We start from the raw sequence: 17,691 nt of genomic DNA, 5'->3' as shown, positions 1-17,691 counted from the left end.
GCACAGCCAGACGCAACCAGCCGAACCACCTATCGCCACCCCTGCACCAGCCGGCAGCAGGTAACCACCGCTCCATCAAAGCGGGGGGAACTCACTGTCCCTTTCTCTATGGGAACTGTTACGCGCTCGACTGAGCCTTAATTCTTGCCGCCAGGTCACCATGCCAGCCGACCCACACATGGCAGCCTCCGGTGTCCTTAGGCTCAAAGTGCACCAGGACACGGTTACCCTCAGTAGCCGTCAGGCTATCCCACCACTGCGAAACAGCCTCAGGCTTCTCGGATTCTGTCATCTTCGCAGCGAAAATCCTTACATCAGACTGACGGAGCAACGCCCTGCGTGCCTCAACATCAGCAGCCGTCCACGCTTCAGCGTAGGTCTGCCCTGTGGACACGTACTCCCATCCGTCCGGACGGGACGGCTTAGCCGCTAGCTCTTCTCGCTGCTGCTCAAGGCTGGAATACATCTGCCTGAACTCAGCGGAACCCTGCTCGCCTCGGTACAGGCCTGCTTTGCGATCCTCCCGCAGCTCACTCATCCGCTCTTCAATGTCCGCTAGCTGCGCTGCTGTGTCGTCACCGGGCACGTACACCTTCCGCATCACGTCCAGATGCCCGACAGTGCCGTAGATGACATCTGAGACAGCCTGCTCGACCTGTTCGGCACGGGGAGCGGCAGCAGTGCAGCCGTTGTTTTTGCGGGTACGTCCCGAGCAACGGTAGTAGCGGTATTCCTGCTTCCTGTCAGGCTTGACCATCCAATGAAAGTGAAGCGGCTCCCCGCACTTCGGGCAGTCCACCTCACCGGACAGCAGCGCATTAGGCGCTGTCCGATGCTTTGGCTTCTTCACGCCGTTAATAGCGTCCTGCAAAGCCGACCAGTCTTCTTTGGAGATCAGCGGCTCACCACGCAGAACCGGATTGCCGTCGTCGTCACGAACAACCCTACGGTTTTCGTCGGTGAGGTAGCCAAGCATGACGGGATTGGTCAGCATCCTCCTGAGAGTCGTGTCAGTCCAAAGCTGAGGAGCTAGCGGCTCGCCGCTGTCCCGATCCTTGCGCGGCTCGCCAGTGTCACGCATAGCCGCATGATCCCTAGGAGACAGCACTTTCTTATTGTTCAGATCCTTGACGAGGCTGAGGATGCTGCTGCCCTTGATGACCTTACGGACCACATCACGCAGGATCGGCGCACTGACCGGATCATGCTCAAGCTCCAACGGTCCTCTAGGGGCACGCTGATAGCCGTACGGCGTCAGGCCTCCTGTTGAACGCTTCTGCTTCCTCAAGCGCTTAACGCGCGCCTGACTACGTGCCTTCATCCGTTGAAGTTCAGCCCTGGCGAACTCTGCCTTGATGAGGAAGTTCAGCCGGAAGCCTTCACCATCGGCAGAGTCAAGCCTGTCGTCATAGCCGATCAGCCGCACAGGTGGCCGGACAACCTTGCCTGTCTCCAAATCCTTGCCCTCTACCACGTCCAGGATCGTCGCTGCGACGTTTAGGCCTTCACGGGACAGCCGGTCTACGTGCCACGCCAATAAAACGTCAGCGCGCCCCTCAACGGCGTCAGCGAGCCATGCCCGGAACTCTGGCCGGTCACGGACGCCACCAGACTTGCCGTCATCGACGTGAAGCGCTACCTCAGCAAAGCCCCTGGCAGCACAAAGCGCCTGAAGATCATCAATCATGCCCTGCTTGGACAGGTTGCGATCATCGGACGCCTTGGACAGCCGGACGTAGAGGCTGGCACGCTGCCCGCGCAGCAGCTCAGTTGGAGTCATGCTGCGCAGGCTAGACAGTCTCAGGCCAGTTGTGCAACTATGTCGTCGGACACGTCGAAGTTGGCGTAGACGTTCTGCACGTCGTCGCAGTCCTCCAGCACGTCGATCAGCTTGAAGATCTTGCGCGCGCCCTCCTCGTCCAGCGGCACGTTCACGCTGGGGATGAGGGAGGACTCGGCCGACTCGTACTCGATGCCGGCGTCCTGCAGGGCGGTGCGGACCGCGATCAGGTCACCCGGCTCGGAGACCACCTCGTACGCCTCACCGAGGTCGTTGACCTCCTCGGCGCCCGCGTCGAGGACTGCCATCATCACGTCGTCCTCGGTCGTGCCGCCCTTGGGGACGATCACCACGCCCTTGCGGGAGAACATGTACGACACCGAGCCGGCGTCGGCCAGCGAGCCGCCGTTGCGGGTCAGCGCGGTGCGCACCTCGGTGGCGGCGCGGTTGCGGTTGTCGGTGAGGCACTCGATCAGCATCGCCACGCCGCTCGGGCCGTAACCCTCGTACATGATCGTCTGCCAGTCGGCGCCGCCGGCCTCCAGGCCGGAGCCGCGCTTGACCGCGCGGTCGATGTTGTCGTTCGGGACCGAGTTCTTCTTCGCCTTCTGGATGGCGTCGTAGAGAGTCGGGTTGCCGGCCGGGTCGCCGCCGCCGGTACGGGCGGCCACCTCGACGTTCTTGATCAGCTTGGCGAACATCTTGCCGCGCTTGGCGTCGATGACCGCCTTCTTGTGCTTGGTCGTCGCCCACTTTGAGTGGCCGGACATCTGTTACCTCCGTTGCTACCCGCCGTCTGCATCGACCGCACCGCACACGCCCCGCTCCCCCACCGGCGCACGTCGAGGTGCTGTGATCTTCGCTGGGGGCCGCGGCGGGCTGATGGCCCTGCCGAATCTCGGCAATCCTACCGGCGGCGGGCGGGTCGCTGTCACGCGCCGCACGGCACCGGCCCGTCCCAGGCCGCCCGAACCGGCACAACAGAGGACGGACCGGGTGCTCAGGAAGCGGCGTGGACGAGTTCCACGAAGTGGCGGTGCAGCCGCAGGTCGCCGGTCAGTTCCGGGTGGAACGAGGTGGCCAGCAGGTTGCCCTGCCGGACCGCGACGATCCGGTCGGCGGCCGGGCCGTCGGTCACCCGGCCGAGCACCTCGACGTCCGGGCCGACCCGCTCGACCCAGGGCGCCCTGATGAACACGGCGTGGAACGGGCCGCCGTCGACGCCGGTGAGCGCCACCGGGGCCTCGAACGAGTCGACCTGACGGCCGAACGCGTTGCGCCGCACCGTCATCTCGATGCCGGCGAAGCCGCGCTGGTCGGGGCGGCCGTCCAGCACCTCGGCCGCCAGCATGATCATCCCGGCGCAGGAGCCGTAGACCGGCATGCCGGCGGCGATCCGCTTGTCGATCGGCTCGCGCATCTCGAAGATGTCCACCAGCTTGCTGATCGTGGTCGACTCGCCGCCGGGCACCACCAGCGCGTCGACCGCGTCCAGCTCGCCGGGGCGCCGCACCGGCCGGGCGTCGGCGCCCGCGCCGGTCAGCGCCGCGACGTGCTCGCGTACGTCGCCCTGCAGGGCGAGCACGCCGATCACCGGTACGGTCACGCCCGGCTCACCAGCCGCGCTCGGCGAGGCGGTGCGGCTGGGGGATCTCGTCGACGTTGATGCCGACCATCGCCTCGCCGAGCCCGCGCGACACCTTGGCGAGCACGTCCGGGTCGTCGTGGAACGTGGTCGCCTTGACGATCGCCGCGGCCCGCTGCGCCGGGTTGCCGGACTTGAAGATGCCCGAGCCGACGAAGACGCCCTCGGCGCCGAGCTGCATCATCATGGCCGCGTCGGCAGGGGTCGCGATGCCGCCCGCGGTGAACAGCACGACCGGCAGCCTGCCCTGCTCCGCGATCTCCTTGACCAGCTCGTACGGGGCCTGCAACTCCTTGGCCGCGACGTACAGCTCGTCCTCGGGCAGCGACTGGAGCCGGCGGATCTCCTGCCGGATCTTCCGCATGTGGGTGGTGGCGTTGGAGACGTCCCCGGTGCCCGCCTCGCCCTTCGAGCGGATCATGGCGGCGCCCTCGGTGATCCGGCGCAGCGCCTCGCCCAGGTTCGTCGCCCCGCACACGAACGGGACGGTGAACGCCCACTTGTCGATGTGGTTGGCGTAGTCGGCCGGGGTGAGCACCTCGGACTCGTCGACGTAGTCGACGCCGAGCGCCTGGAGGATCTGCGCCTCGACGAAGTGGCCGATGCGGGCCTTGGCCATCACCGGGATCGACACGGCCTGGATGATGCCGTCGATCATGTCCGGGTCGCTCATCCGGGACACGCCGCCCTGCGCGCGGATGTCGGCCGGCACGCGCTCCAGGGCCATCACCGCGACCGCGCCGGCGTCCTCGGCGATCTTCGCCTGCTCGGCGGTGACCACATCCATGATCACACCGCCCTTGAGCATCTCGGCCATGCCGCGCTTGACGCGGGCGGTGCCGACGGCGGTGGCGGCGGTCGGGGCTGCGGACTCAGACACGGGACATCGCTCCTCGGCGCACTCGGGAGGTGACTGCGCAGGAATGCTATGGCCGGCGCGACGCCGGACCGAGCGCCAATCGGACCCCCGGTGGCCTGCGATGTGGCCGCCGTCACGGGCGACGGTCAGCCGGTGGTCACGTCCGCGGGGGAGGCCAGCGTCGGGTCGTCGATGTCGAAGTAGCGCGGCCACTCCCGCCCGCGTCCCATCCGGAACAGCCGCACCACCGGACGGCCGCGTGCCGAGCGGGCGTCGCGGACCAGATCGGTGTGCACCTGCCGGGCCAGCGCCAGCCGCCGGCTCGCCGCGATCACCGCCGCGCAGGCCGGGTCGTCCGGGTCCAGCCGCACCGCGCGCAACTGCCGGGTCAGGTCGTTCTCCGCCGCCTCGCGCTCCTCCGGCACGGCGTCCAGCGCGATCCTGGCGGCGGCGTACAGCTCCACGCCGTACCGCTGCTCGGCCAGGACCGCGGCGGCGGCCGCGCGGCGCAACAGGTGCGCGTCGAGCGCGCGGGCCGCCGAGTCCGCGCGGACCTGGAGCCGCTGCACCCGGCCGGAGGTCCAGATCAGGTACGCCGAGACCAGCCCGAGCACCACGATCGCGCCCACCACCCACCACATGCCCGGCATCGTAGTGCTGCTCCTCATCCCGGCCGGCCGGCGCGGTGCACCGGCAGACGCGCTCGTCACATCGGCCGCAGCGGCCACCCAGGTCAGCCCAGTCCCGCCCACTCCTGGTCCATGACCCGGCCGTCGGTGGCCTCGATCGCGGCTGCGTATACCTCCAGAACGCGGCGGGCAACCACGGGCCAGTCGAAATTCGCCACCACCTGGTCGCCGCAGGCGGTCAGCCCGGCCCGGCGGCCGGCGTCGTCCAGCAGCTCGGACAACGCCTCGCCCAGCCCGGCGGCGTCACCGGTCGGGAACAGCCGCCCGGCCCGCCCGCCGTCGAGCACCCGGCGGAACGCGTCGAGGTCGCTGGCGACCACGGTGGTGCCGGCGGCCAGCGCCTCGGTGAGGATCATCCCGAAGGACTCCCCGCCGGTGTTCGGTGCGACGTAGAGGTGCACGCTGCGCAACATGCGTGCCTTGTCCGCCTCGGAGACCAGGCCGAGGAACGTGACCCGGTCGCGCAGGCCGGCCGGGAAGCGCCCGTACAGCTCGTCGGCGTCGCCCGGCCCGGCGACCAGCAGGCGCAGCCCGGGACGGTGCGGCGCGAGCGCGACGAACGCGTCCCGCAGGATCGGGAAGCCCTTGCGCGGCTCGGTGAACCGGCCCAGGAACCCGAGCGTGCCGCCGGTGCCCGGGGCGCACTCCCCCGGCCAGCCCGGCAGCGGCGGCACCCCGGCGAACTTCGCCACCGCCACCCCGTTCGGGATCTCCACCGCGCCGCCGTCCATGTGCTCGACCTGCACCTTGCGGGCCAGCGCGCTCACCGCGATCCGGGCGGTGATCCGCTCCAGCACGATCTGGAGCGCGCCCTGCGCGGCCGACAGCACCCGGGAGCGGGTCATCGCGGTGTGGAAGGTGGCCACCACCGGGCCCCGGGCGCAGAGCACGGCCAGCATCGACAGGCTCGGGGTGAGCGGCTCGTGCACGTGCAGCGCGTCGAACTCGCCCCGGGTGATCCAGCGCCGCACCCGGGCGGTGGAGACCGGGCCGAACGCGATCCGGGCCACCGACCCGTTGTACGGCAGCGCCACCGCCCGCCCCGCCGAGACCACGTACGGCGGCAGCGCCGACTCCTCGTCGGCGGGCGCCAGCACGCTCACCTCGTGACCGAGCCCGAGCAGCGCCTCGGCCAGGTCCATGACGTGGTTCTGCACGCCGCCCGGGACGTCGAAGGAATACGGGCACACGATGCCGATCCGCATGGCGTCCCCCTAGACCGTCCCGGTGGTGGCCGGCGGCGCCGACGCGGGCGTGCCGTCCCGGCCCTGGTCCAGCCACATCCGCTGCAACATGTGCCAGTCTTGCGGATGCCGGGCGATGCCCGCCGCCAGACCGTCGGCAATCCGCTGCGTCACCGTGCGCACCCGCGCGTCGAGCGGGGCGCTGTCCGGGTCCGGAAGCGGCAGCGGGCCCTCGAGCGACGCGCACGCGGCGTCCGGTTCGTACCACAGTGAGGCCACGTAGAGCGGCGCGCCGGTGCGGATGGCCAGCAGCGCCGGCCCGGCCGGCATCCGGGTCCGGCCACCGAAGAAGTCCACCTCGACGCCCCGGGCCGACAGGTCCCGGTCGGCGAGCAGGGGCACCACGTACCCGGCGCGCAGCCGGTCCACCAGCACGTCGAACGCGGGACGCGGGCCGCCGCGGTTGGGCAGGATCTCCATCCCCAGCCCTTCCCGGAACCCGACGAACCGCTCGTAGACGCCGTCCGGAAGCCGCTCGGCCACCGTCGTCATCGGCCAGCCGGTGGCCGCCACCCAGGCGCCCGCGGCATCCCAGTTGCCGGCGTGCGGCAGCGCCACCACGGCGCCCCGCCCGGCCGCCACGTCGGCGGCGAGCAGTTCCTGCCCGGCGAGGCGGAACCCGGCGAGGATCTCCGCCCGGCTCAGGCCGGGCAGCCGGAACGCCTCCATCCAGTACCGGGCGTACGAGCGCAGCCCATCGCGCACCAGCGCGTCCAGTTCCGCGTCGGGCATCTGAGGGCCGACCACCCGGCGCAGGTTGGCGCGCAGTCGACGCGTACCCCCGCCGTCCTTGCGGTGGGCGCGGTCGGCGCCCACCCGGAAGGCCGCCGCCGCGACGGGCCGGGGCAGCGCCCGGACCAGGCGCCAGCCCGCGACGAAGCCCGCCTCGGTGAGGTTCACTCCGCGCCGACCCGCTGGGCCTGCCGGTACACGTGGGCCATCCGCTGCCCCACGGTGAAGATCGAGACGGCGGCGAGCAGCCAGAGCGCGATCTCCAGGGCGTGGGGGACGCCGACGCCGGTGAGCAGACCGCCGACACCGACGATGAGCAGCCGCTCGGTGCGCTCGGCGATGCCCACGTTGCAGGTCATCCCGAGGCCCTCGGCGCGGGCCTTGACGTAGGAGACCAGCCCGCCCGCGGCCAGGCAGATCAGCGCCGCAGCCACGCCCGAGTAGTCGTGCTCGGTGGCCAGCCAGTACGCGACAGCGCCGAACACCGCGCTGTCGGCGACCCGGTCCATGCTCGAGTCGAGGAACGCCCCGAAGCGGGTGGATCCGCCGCTCATCCGCGCCATCGTGCCGTCGAGCAGGTCGGTGAGGGCGAAGACCGTGACGATCAGCGCGCCGGCGACCAGATGGCCGCGCGCGCCGAAGCCGAGCGCGCCGGCGAGCACGCCGACGGTGCCGGTCACGGTGACCGCGTTGGGGGACACGCCCGCACGGAGCAGGGTACGGGCGATCGGCTCCACGACGCGGGTCATGCCCGCGCGGGCCGTCACTTGGAAGATCTTCGCCATGGCGGTCCCACGATAACGGCCCGCAACCGTCGGGGACACAGCCGGGCGTGCGACCCGCCCGACGGCCCTTGTGCCCGCACCCGCGCGGGTGTGAGATCGAGCCAGGAGGTGAGCCAGTTCACCGGATCACCGGTCCGCGTTCGCGTCCGGCAGCAGATCACCGGAAGATATCGCCGCGGCGCCCGTCCCGGGTCCGCTCCCCCGTCGCCCGCGGCGGTCGCCACCACCACCGGTTGAGGGAGGTGCGCCGCGATGGCGCAGAAGAACGAGAAGGGTGCCACCGGCGGCGCGCCGGTGGTGACGGAGCCCGGCAGGGTCCGCAACGTGGTGCTCGTCGGGCACTCCGGCGCCGGCAAGACGACGCTCGTCGAGGCGCTGCTGGCCGCCGGCGGCACGATCGGCCGCGCCGGCGCCGTCACCGAGGGCACCACCGTCTGCGACCACGACCCCGCCGCCGTACGCCAGCAGCGCTCGGTGAGCCTCGCCTGCGCCCCGCTGGTGCACCGCGACGTCAAGGTCAACCTGCTGGACACGCCGGGCTACGGCGACTTCGTCGGCGAGCTGCGCGCCGGGCTGCGCGCCGCCGACGCGGCGCTGTTCGTGGTCTCCGCCGTGGACGGCATGGACGCCGCCACCGCCGCCCTCTGGGAGGAGTGCGCCGCCGTCGACATGCCCCGTGCGGTGGCGGTCTCCCGGCTGGACCACCCGCGCGCCGACTTCGACGAGGCGGTGGCGCTCTGCCAGCGGGTCTTCGGCGACAACGTGCTCCCGCTCTACCTGCCCATGCTCGGCGACGACGGCGAGTCGGTGGCCGGTCTGATGGGGCTGATCACCCGCCGGGTGTTCGACTACTCCGGCGGGCTGCCGGCGGCGGTGCGGGAGCCGGACCCGGAGCACCTGCCGGCCATCCAGGAGTCCCGCAACGAGCTGATCGAGGGGATCATCGCCGAAAGCGAGGACGAGACCCTGATGGACCGCTACCTCGGCGGCGAGGAGATCGACCCCGAGGTGCTGATCACCGACCTGGAGAAGGCTGTCGCGCGCGGCCACTTCTACCCCGTGGTGCCGGTCTGCGCGGAGACCGGCGTCGGCCTGGACGCGCTGCTCGACGGGCTGGTCGCAGCGTTCCCGTCGCCGCTGGAGCACGAGCTGCCGGCGGTCACCGGCGTGGACGGCTCGCCCCGCCCGCCGCTGACCTGCGACCCGGACGGCCCACTGGTCGCCGAGGTGGTGAAGACGACAGTCGACCGGCACGTCGGGCGGGTCTCGCTGGTGCGGGTCTTCTCCGGCACGCTCCGGCCCGACCAGGTGATCCACGTGTCGGGTCACGGCATGGCCGAGCGCGGCCACCCGGACCACGACGCCGACGAGCGGGTCGGCCACGTCTACAGCCCGCTGGGCGCGACCCTGCGCGAGGTGGCCGCATGCGTCGCCGGTGACCTGTGCGCGATCACCAAGTCGGGCAGCGCGGAGACCGGCGACACCATCTCCGCCAAGGACGAGCCGCTGCTGATCGCGCCCTGGGAGATGCCGGAGCCGCTGCTGCCGGTGGCGATCACGGCACGCAGCCGGGCCGACGAGGACGCGCTGGCCCGCAACCTGTCCCGGCTGGTCGCCGGCGACCCGACGCTGCGGCTGGAACGCAACCCGGAGACCCACCAGCTCGTGCTCTGGTGCATGGGCGAGGCGCACGCCGACGTGGTGCTCGACCGGCTGCGCGGCGGCGGGGTCGAGCTGGACACCGAGCCGGTCCGGGTGCCGCTGCGCGAGACGTTCGGCGCCGCCGCCCGGGGGCACGGCCGGCACGTCAAGCAGTCCGGCGGCCACGGCCAGTACGCGGTCTGCGACATCGAGGTGGAGCCGCTGCCCCGGGGCGCCGGGTTCGAGTTCGTCGACCGGGTGGTCGGCGGCGCGGTCCCGCACAACTACATCCCGTCGGTGGAGAAGGGCGTCCGGGCCCAGATGGAACGCGGTCTGGTCGCCGGCTACCCGGTGGTGGACCTGCGGGTGACGCTCGTCGACGGCAAGGCGCACAGCGTCGACTCGTCCGACGCGGCGTTCCAGGCCGCCGGCGCGCTGGCGCTGCGCGACGCCGCCGAGAAGGGCCAGCCGGCGCTGCTGGAACCGGTCGACGAGATCACCGTGCGGGTGCCCGACTCGTCCGTCGGCGCGGTGATGGGCGACCTGTCCGGCCGGCGCGGCCGGGTGCTCGGCACCGAGCCCGATCCGGATGCCGAGGGGCGCACGCTCGTCCGCGCCGAGGTGCCCGCGACGGAGCTGCTGCGGTACGCCGTCGAGCTGCGCTCGATGACCGCCGGCACGGGCACGTTCCGCCGCGAGTTCGCCCGCCACGAACCCATGCCCGCCCACCTGGCCGACCAGGCCCGCAAGGAGTCCACCACCCACTGACCCCCTCCTCCGCCGGCCCTTCGCCCTCCCTCCCGGCCCTCGCGATCTTGCACTTACCGCCCCCCGCAAAAGCGGCATTCCGGTCACCTGAGGGGCCGCAAGTGCAAGATCGGCGGAAGCGGGACGGGCGGGAGGACGCGGGTCAGGGGCGGACGGCGGGGACTGGGGGCATCGGCCAGTACGGGCGGTCGGCGTCCCGCAGGGCGGCTCGCCGTACCGCCGCCAGTTGCCGCTCGACCTCGGCGAAGTGGTCCGGGGCGAGCGGGCCCCGAGCCAGCGCGGCCGCGTTCTCCTCGACCTGGGCGACGGTACGTGCGCCGGGGATCGGCACGGCCCGGTCGCTGCGCGCCCAGATCCACCCGATCGCCCCCTGCGCGAGGGTGCGGCCGTCGGCGGTCAGCGCGTCGCGGACGGCGGCGACCCGGCGCAGCCACTCCGGGGCGGGCCGGCCGCTGCGGAACCACTCCAGCCAGGTCGGCCCGAGTCCGCGTACGTCGTCGCGGGGCAGCGTCGACTCCGGCGTGTACTTGCCGGTGAGCAGGCCCATCCCGAGCGGCCCCCGGGCCAGGCCGGCGAGGTCGTGCTTGTCGCAGGCGTCGAGCATGGCCGGGGCGTCCCGCAGCACCGACAGGGCGTGTTGCACGGCGGCGGCGCCACGGGCGACCTCGGCGAAGGCAGCGGCCCGGTCGGCGCGGTCGGTGCTCCACCCGTACGCGCGGATCAGGCCGGCGTCGACCAGCTTGTCGAGCGTGCCGACGAGCGCCTCGGCCCGGGGCAGCGGCAGGTCGCCCAGGTGCAGCTGGTAGAGGTCGATACGGTCGGTGCCCAGCCGGCGCAGCGAGTCGGTCACCGCCCGGCGCAGGTAGTGCGGCGAGGCGTTCTCGCCGGTGGCCTGCCGGGCCTGCTCGTCGAACGTGTAGCCGAACTTCGTGGCGACGACCGCCTCGTCGCGCCGGCCGGCGAGCGCCCGCCCGAGCACCCGCTCGCCGTGCCCGGCGCCGTACGTGTCGGCGGTGTCGAACAGGGTGACGCCGAGGTCGAGCGCGCGGCGGACGGCGCGTACCGACTCGTCGTCGTCGACCCGGCCCCAGCCCAGCGGGCGGGCGCCCTCGGCCCACGGGCCGCCGATCGCCCAGCACCCCATGCCGAGGGCGCTCACCTCGATGCCGCTGCGCCCCAACTGTCGCGTGTCGACTGCCACCGCCGCATCCTGTCACCTTCCCGGCGACAGGGGGCCGATTCGTAGCCCAGGAGCCCGGCCACGGTCACGCCGTGTGACACCGAACGCTGGACGGTAACGGTGGGCGAGCCGTCAGCGCGCGTAGGCCAGCAGTACCGGCTCGTCCTGGCCGGGCCAGGTGCCGGTGAGCCCCCCGGAGCCCGGCACCTCGGCCGGCACGGGCTGCCGGACCACCGCCAGCTCGACGTCACCGACCCGAACGACCGTCACGCCGTCGTCGGCCGGACCTGCCGACACCGGAGCAGCCGACACCGGACCGGCCGGGACCGGACGGCCGGTACGGCTGCCGGACAGCGTCATGCGCGCCGGGCGCACCTCGCGCTTTCCGTCGACCTCGAAGTACTCCTCGGCCTGACCGGCGTCGGCGAGCACCGCGGCGGCCAACACCGGCGGGTACACCGGATCGCCGCAGGCGTCGTACGCCCAGCGGCGGCCGAGCACGGAGTGCTCGATGACGCCCACCAGGAAGTCGTCAGCTCCGGCCAGCGGCGCGCCCCGGTAGGTGAGCGGCGCCTGGAGCACCGGGCCGTCGCCGGCGCGCACGAGCAGCGTCTCGATGCCGACCTCGCCGGCGGGGTCGTCGAACCGGTACGCCGCGACGCCGCTGAGCGGCACGCCGGCCTCGCCGGCGAACCACTGCCGGCCGGGCAGCCAGGAGGCGAGCAGCTCCAGTTTCGAGGGGCGCAGTTCCGCGCGGTGCAGGAGAGCCATGCGCGAGATCGTACTGCCGCGAACAGCCGCCGTCAGGCCGCGAGCAGCGCCGTCAGACCGCCGCCCACGCCCCGGCGAGCAGGTCCCGGGTGTCGGCGAGCAGTTGCGGCAGCACCTTCGTCCGGCCGATCACCGGCATGAAGTTGGCGTCGCCGCCCCAGCGCGGCACCACGTGCTGGTGCAGGTGCGCGGCGATGCCGGCGCCCGCGACGCCGCCCTGGTTCATGCCCAGGTTGAAGCCGTGCGCGCTGGACACGTGCCGGACCACCCGCATGGCGGCCTTGGTGAACGCGGCCAGCTCGACCGTCTCCGGCTCGTCCAGCTCGGTGTAGTCGGCCACGTGACGGTAGGGGCAGACCAGCAGGTGTCCGGGGTTGTACGGGTAGAGGTTGAGCACCGCGAAGACGTGCTCGCCCCGGGCCACCACGAGGGACTCCTCCGGCGGCAGCCCGGGCGCCAGGCAGAACGGGCAGCCGGCCGGCTTCTCGTACCCGCCCTCGGGCCGGTCCTCGCCGGAGATGTAGGTCATCCGGTGCGGCGTCCAGAGCCGGTCGAGTCCGTCCGCCAGACCGTTGTCGCCGCCGTACCCGGTGTCCCGCTCCGCCCCTGTCACACAGGCGATCCTACGATCCGGGGCGAACCGCGCCGCCGCCCGGGCGGCGCGGCCGCCGGGCCGCCTACTCGGCGGCGGTGGCGGTGGGACCGGCGTTGGTGCGCGAATCCACCACCTCGCGGACGTGCGCCACGGCCTCGTCGATCGGCACGCCGTTGCGCTGCGAGCCGTCCCGGTAGCGGAACGAGACGGTGCCGGCGGCCACGTCGTCGTCCCCGGCGATCACCATGAACGGAATCTTCTGCTGCTGCGCGTTGCGGATCTTCTTCTGCATCCGGTCGTCGCCCAGGTCGACCTCGGCCCGGATGCCGTGCCGCCGCAGCGTCGCGGCGAAGTCGACCAGGTAGTCGCCGTGCTCGTCGCGGATCGGGATGCCGACCACCTGCACCGGCGCCAGCCAGGCCGGGAACGCGCCCGCGTAGTGCTCGGTGAGAACGCCGATGAACCGCTCGATCGAGCCGAACTTGGCGCAGTGGATCATCACCGGCTGCTGCCGGGTGCCGTCGGCGGCCTGGTACTCCAGCCCGAAGCCCTTGGGCTGGTTGAAGTCGTACTGGATGGTCGACATCTGCCAGGTGCGGCCGATGGCGTCCTTGGCCTGCACGGAGATCTTCGGACCGTAGAAGGCCGCGCCGCCCGGGTCCGGCACCAGCTCCAGGCCGGTCTCCAGCGCGCACTGCTCCAGCACGGCGGTGGCCGTGGCCCAGTCGGAGTCGGAGCCGACGAACTTGTCCGGCTTCGACTCGTCGCGGGTCGACAGCTCCAGGTAGAAGTCGTCGATGCCGAAGTCGCGCAGCAGGCTGAGCACGAAGCCGAGCAGGTGCTTGATCTCGGACGGCGCCTGCTCGCGGGTGCAGTACGAGTGCGAGTCGTCCTGGGTGAAGCCGCGCACCCGGGTCAGGCCGTGGATGACGCCCGACTTCTCGTACCGGTAGACCGTCCCGAACTCGAACAGCCGGATCGGCAGCTGCCGGTAGGACCGCCCGCGCGACCGGTAGATCAGGTTGTGCATCGGGCAGTTCATGGCCTTGAGGTAGTAGTCGCTGCCCTCCATCTCCATCGGCGGGAACATCGTGTCCTTGTAGTAGGGCAGGTGTCCCGAGGTGTGGAAGAGACCTTCCTTGGAGATGTGCGGGGTGCCGACGTAGTCGAAGCCCTCCTCGACGTGCCGCGCCCGGACGTAGTCCTCCATCACCCGCTTGAGCACGCCGCCCTTGGGGTGGAAGACCGGCAGGCCGGACCCGATCTCGTCGGGGAAGCTGAACAGGTCGAGGTCCGCGCCGAGCTTGCGGTGGTCGCGGCGGGCGGCCTCCTCGAGCAGCTTCAGGTACGCCTTGAGCTCGTCCCGGGTCGGCCACGCGGTGCCGTACACGCGCTGCAGCTGCGGGTTCTTCTCCGACCCGCGCCAGTACGCGGCGGCCGAGCGCATCAGCTTGAACGCGCCGATGAGCCGGGTGTTCGGCAGGTGCGGGCCGCGGCACAGGTCCGACCAGCAGACCTTGTCCTCGTTCGCGGCGAGGTTGTCGTAGATGGTCAGCTCGCCGCCGCCCACCTCCATCACCTCGGAGGAGTCCAGCCCTTCCCCCTTGACCTCGATCAGCTCCAGCTTGAACGGCTCGGCGGCCAGCTCGGACCGTGCCTCGTCCAGGTCGGCGAAGCGGCGGCGGCGGAACCGTTGGCCGGACTTGACGATCTCCTGCATGCGCTTCTCGAGCTTGGCCAGGTCGTCCGGCTGGAACGGCTTGTCGACGCCGAAGTCGTAGTAGAAGCCGTTCTCGATCGGCGGGCCGATGCCGAGCTTCGCCTCCGGGAAGACGTCCTGCACCGCCTGGGCCAGCACGTGCGCGGTGGAGTGGCGCAGCACGTTCAGCCCGTCCGGGCTGTCCAGCGCGACCGGCTCGACCGCGACCTCCTCGGCCGGGCGCCAGTCCAGGTCGCGGAGCTGGCCCTGCGGGTCGCGGACCACCACGATCGCCTTCGGCCCGCTCATCGGCAGGCCGGCCGCGGCCACCGCGTCGGCCGCCGTCGTCCCGGCGGCGACGACGACGGGGTCGGCCACGACGGGGTTACGGGGTGCGGACACGGTGACTCCTGTCGTCGACGGTTCAAGGCCGGTGACCGGCCACTGCGATGCTATCGGTCGCCGGGATCCGGGCCGTCGCCGACGCCGGTGCCCGTGCCCGATGAGTTCCGTGTCGTGTTGAACCTTTTCGCCCCGCCGCCCGAACTACCAGGTGGGGCCGGAGCCGGTGCCGATCCCAGTCGACAGGGATGGGGACGACCATGAGGATGACCCGTCGGGGCCGGTGGGCGGCGGCGTCGCTGGCGGCCGTACTCGCCGGGGCGGTCGGCTGGCCGGGCGCGGCGAACGCGGCCGGGGTGACCGTCACGGCCTCGCCCGCCCAGGTTCGCCAGGGCGACGCGATCGAACTGTCGGTGCTGGTGCCGGCGGACCGGCCCGGCACCCGGACCACCCGGATCGAGCTGACCATGCCCGCGGACGCCCCGATCGGCGAGGTGTACCCGCTGTCGGTGCCGGACTGGGCGCCGACCATCACCACCCGCACGCTCGACCAGCCGGTCCCCGGCATGCACGCGGCCGAGCTGAACCAGGTGACCCACTCGGTGAGCTGGCTGCGGATGCCGGGCACCGGCACCGGGCCGGCCCGGCTGCCGCTGGGCATGGGCCCCATGCCCGCCACCGACCGGCTCACGTTCACGGTCGTGCAGACGTACGACGACGGCACCGTGGTCCGGTGGGCGGACCCGGCGGGCGGCGCGCACCCCGCGCCGGCGCTCGACCTGCTGCCGCCGCTGCCGGGCACCGTGACGCACGACGGCGGCCCCGGCACGGACGGCGGCGGGCACGGCGGTCACGGGGGCGCGGGCGCCCCCGGCGCTGCCGATGGGGCGCAGGGCGGCACGGCACCGGCGGCCGACGACGGGCCGAGCGCCGACCTGCTGCTCGGGGGCGGCCTGCTGGCCGGCCTGGCCGGTGGCGCGGCGATCGGCTGGCTGCTCAGCCGTCGCCGGCGCGACACCATGACCCTCCCGCCGGACGACGACGGCACCCCCGACGCCACCGTGGCCCCCGACAGCGCGACCCCCGAAGCCGGCGAGCCCATCACCGCCGGCGCCACCCCCACGCGTCCCTGACCGCCACGCCGCCGGCCCAACAAGCGGAAACACCCATCCACGATGCGAGACCACCGAAGGTCCTGGTCCGAAAGCGCCCTCCTGGGGGCAGGTCCGTGACGGGGGTAGGGGCGGATCCGTCAGGCGGGGGTGGGGAGCCAGGCGGGCAGGGCCTCGCGAGCGGCCAGCCAGTCCTCCGGCACGCCGCCCGGGGTGCCGGCTCCGGTGTACGCGGCCACGATCCCGCCCACGATGGCGGCCGTGGTGTCCACGTCTCCGCCCGCCTGGACGCAGACGCGGATCGCGGCGGGATAGTCGTGCAGCAGCGTGGCGGCGACCCAGAGCGTGAACGGGACGGTGTCCTGCGCGGTGACCCGGGCGCCGTTGCCGAGCGCGTCGGCCGCCCCGGCGGCGGAGTGACCGAGCAGCGCGGCGGCCCGGCGTACCCCTCGGTGCACCTCACCGGCCGGGTCGAGCGCTCCGGCGACGGCGGTGAGCAGCCGGGCCGGGTCGGGCCGGTCGCCGTCGAGGCGGGCGCGGGCGGCGAGCGAGGCGGCCACCGCGACCGCCACCGCACCGGCGACGCCCTCCGGGTGGGCGTGCGTCACCTCGGCGGAGGCGCGCGCCTGCTGGGCGGCACGGCGGGTGGAGTCGGCGTGCCAGGCGCCGAGCGGCGCGACCCGCATGGCGGCGCCGTTGCCGCAGGAGCCCTGCCCGTCGAACGCGGACGCGGCGGCCACCGGCCAGGGCGTGCCGGTGCGGATCAGCCGCAGGATGGTCACCGCACCCGGCCCGTAACCCCGGTACGGCTCACAACGCTCGGCGAACGCCAGCGCCAGCCGATCCCTGTCGATCCGGCCCTCGGCGGCCAGCTCGGCCACCACGGAGCAGGCCATCTCGGTGTCGTCGGTCCACTCCCACGGCGGCTCGGGCAACCGCCCGGCGGCGAGGTCGTCCGGGTGCCGCCCGGGGACGAAGAACTGGGAGCCGAGGGCGTCGCCCACCGACAGGCCGGCCAGCGCGTCGCGGGCGAGCGTGAGGCGGGCGTCGGGAAAGAGCGTGAACGTCATCGCCGCCCCAGCTTGCCCGCTTCACCGGGCCGCCGCAACGCGACCGGCTTGCCACGCCGAGTACGGTGCTGACGTGGCAACCGTCCTGCTGGTCGAAGACGACCACGTCGTACGCGGCGCCATGCTGCGGTCGCTGACCGACCGGGGGCACGCGGTGCACGCCGTCGGCACCGCGCTGGACGCGTTGCGCCGGGTCGCCGCGGAGACACCGGATCTGGTGGTGCTCGACCTCGGACTGCCCGACCTGGACGGCTCGGACGCGCTGCGCATGCTGCGCGGCATCACCGACGTGCCGATCATCATCGCCACCGCCCGCGACGACGAGCAGTCTGTGGTACGGCTGCTGCGCGCCGGCGCTGACGACTACATGGTCAAGCCGTTCACCGGGGCGCACCTGGACGCCCGGATCACCACGGTGCTGCGCCGGGCCGGGCGGGCCAGCCGTACCGTGGAACCGGCCGTGCACACGGTCGGCGGCCTGCGGGTCGACGTGGGTGAGCGCAGCGCGGTGCTGGACGGGGAGCCGCTGGCCCTGACCCGTAAGGAATTCGACCTGCTGGCGTATCTCGCCGCGCGTCCCGGCCGGGTAGTGTCCCGGCGGGAACTCTTGGAGGAGGTATGGCGGCAGCCATCGGTCGGCGAGGACCAGACCATCGACGTTCACCTGTACTGGCTCCGCCGCAAAATGGGCGAGTCCGCGGCGAAGCCGCGCTTCCTGCGCACCGTGCGGGGGGTCGGCTTCCGGCTGGTGGCGCCGGACTGAGGCTCACGCTGGCCGG

At 72.5% G+C, this 17,691-nt stretch carries 16 protein-coding genes; 3 read left to right on the top strand and 13 right to left on the bottom strand.

Features of this window, described 5'->3' with window-relative positions; translation table 11 throughout:
* Positions 1–118: 118 nt before the first annotated feature.
* From ACFYON_RS28525 to pgsA, 8 genes are all read right to left on the bottom strand, one after another.
* Positions 119–1,780: a recombinase family protein gene (locus ACFYON_RS28525; protein ID WP_355096299.1), complete on the bottom strand. Its 1,662-nt coding sequence runs from the start codon at positions 1,778–1,780 to the stop codon at positions 119–121.
* Between the two features lie 20 nt (positions 1,781–1,800).
* Positions 1,801–2,550, bottom strand: coding sequence for a YebC/PmpR family DNA-binding transcriptional regulator (locus tag ACFYON_RS28520; protein WP_355096301.1), 750 nt, complete (start codon positions 2,548–2,550; stop codon positions 1,801–1,803).
* 230 nt (positions 2,551–2,780) lie between these two features.
* On the bottom strand, positions 2,781–3,386 hold the full coding sequence (pdxT, locus tag ACFYON_RS28515) for a pyridoxal 5'-phosphate synthase glutaminase subunit PdxT (RefSeq protein WP_355096302.1): 606 nt from the start codon (positions 3,384–3,386) through the stop codon (positions 2,781–2,783).
* A gap of 7 nt (positions 3,387–3,393) precedes the next feature.
* Positions 3,394–4,305, bottom strand: coding sequence for a pyridoxal 5'-phosphate synthase lyase subunit PdxS (gene pdxS / locus ACFYON_RS28510; protein ID WP_355096304.1), 912 nt, complete (start codon positions 4,303–4,305; stop codon positions 3,394–3,396).
* A 125-nt stretch (positions 4,306–4,430) separates the two neighbouring features.
* Positions 4,431–4,934 carry a hypothetical protein gene (locus ACFYON_RS28505; protein ID WP_354867051.1) on the bottom strand — a complete coding sequence of 168 codons (504 nt, stop codon included), beginning with the start codon at positions 4,932–4,934 and terminating at the stop codon, positions 4,431–4,433.
* Between the two features lie 83 nt (positions 4,935–5,017).
* Positions 5,018–6,178, bottom strand: a complete 1,161-nt coding sequence (locus ACFYON_RS28500; protein WP_355096857.1) for a glycosyltransferase family 4 protein — start codon at positions 6,176–6,178, stop codon at positions 5,018–5,020.
* 9 nt (positions 6,179–6,187) lie between these two features.
* Complete coding sequence (locus tag ACFYON_RS28495; protein ID WP_357706861.1) at positions 6,188–7,117, bottom strand: phosphatidylinositol mannoside acyltransferase; 930 nt, start codon at positions 7,115–7,117, stop codon at positions 6,188–6,190.
* Entirely contained in the window at positions 7,114–7,734 is a 621-nt protein-coding gene (pgsA, locus tag ACFYON_RS28490; RefSeq protein WP_354867057.1) for a phosphatidylinositol phosphate synthase, read from the bottom strand. The genes ACFYON_RS28495 and pgsA overlap by 4 nt, the downstream gene beginning before the upstream one ends.
* 252 nt (positions 7,735–7,986) lie before the next feature.
* On the opposite strand from pgsA, the gene ACFYON_RS28485 reads away from it, so the two are divergent.
* Entirely contained in the window at positions 7,987–10,143 is a 2,157-nt protein-coding gene (locus ACFYON_RS28485; protein ID WP_357706864.1) for an elongation factor G-like protein EF-G2, read from the top strand.
* Between the two features lie 142 nt (positions 10,144–10,285).
* Here the strand turns inward: ACFYON_RS28485 and ACFYON_RS28480 are convergent, their stop codons facing one another.
* From ACFYON_RS28480 to thrS, 4 genes are all read right to left on the bottom strand, one after another.
* Positions 10,286–11,344 carry an aldo/keto reductase gene (locus ACFYON_RS28480; protein WP_354867061.1) on the bottom strand — a complete coding sequence of 353 codons (1,059 nt, stop codon included), beginning with the start codon at positions 11,342–11,344 and terminating at the stop codon, positions 10,286–10,288.
* Positions 11,345–11,455: 111 nt separating this feature from the next.
* Positions 11,456–12,094, bottom strand: coding sequence for a hypothetical protein (locus ACFYON_RS28475; protein ID WP_355097600.1), 639 nt, complete (start codon positions 12,092–12,094; stop codon positions 11,456–11,458).
* Positions 12,095–12,146: 52 nt separating this feature from the next.
* Positions 12,147–12,707 carry an HIT family protein gene (locus ACFYON_RS28470; RefSeq protein WP_387187862.1) on the bottom strand — a complete coding sequence of 187 codons (561 nt, stop codon included), beginning with the start codon at positions 12,705–12,707 and terminating at the stop codon, positions 12,147–12,149.
* Between the two features lie 64 nt (positions 12,708–12,771).
* Positions 12,772–14,790, bottom strand: coding sequence for a threonine--tRNA ligase (gene thrS / locus ACFYON_RS28465; RefSeq protein ID WP_355097076.1), 2,019 nt, complete (start codon positions 14,788–14,790; stop codon positions 12,772–12,774).
* Positions 14,791–14,990: 200 nt separating this feature from the next.
* Between thrS and ACFYON_RS28460 the strand changes: the two genes are divergently transcribed.
* Entirely contained in the window at positions 14,991–15,863 is an 873-nt protein-coding gene (locus tag ACFYON_RS28460; RefSeq protein WP_354867067.1) for a DUF1775 domain-containing protein, read from the top strand.
* A 119-nt stretch (positions 15,864–15,982) separates the two neighbouring features.
* On the opposite strand, the gene ACFYON_RS28455 is transcribed toward ACFYON_RS28460, so the two are convergent.
* Entirely contained in the window at positions 15,983–16,912 is a 930-nt protein-coding gene (locus ACFYON_RS28455; RefSeq protein WP_355095913.1) for an ADP-ribosylglycohydrolase family protein, read from the bottom strand.
* A 73-nt stretch (positions 16,913–16,985) separates the two neighbouring features.
* Here ACFYON_RS28455 and ACFYON_RS28450 point away from each other — a divergent pair, with 73 nt between their 5' ends.
* Positions 16,986–17,675 (top strand): response regulator transcription factor, encoded by a 690-nt coding sequence (locus ACFYON_RS28450; RefSeq protein ID WP_354867071.1) that lies wholly within the window; start codon positions 16,986–16,988, stop codon positions 17,673–17,675.
* The last annotated feature ends 16 nt before the right edge of the window (positions 17,676–17,691 follow it).

Origin of the sequence: Micromonospora sp. NPDC005686, from assembly GCF_042871665.1 — a bacterium.
Taxonomy (GTDB): domain Bacteria; phylum Actinomycetota; class Actinomycetes; order Mycobacteriales; family Micromonosporaceae; genus Micromonospora.
Note: the sequence above shows the minus strand (reverse complement) of the source record. Positions and strands in the feature narration are given on the sequence as shown.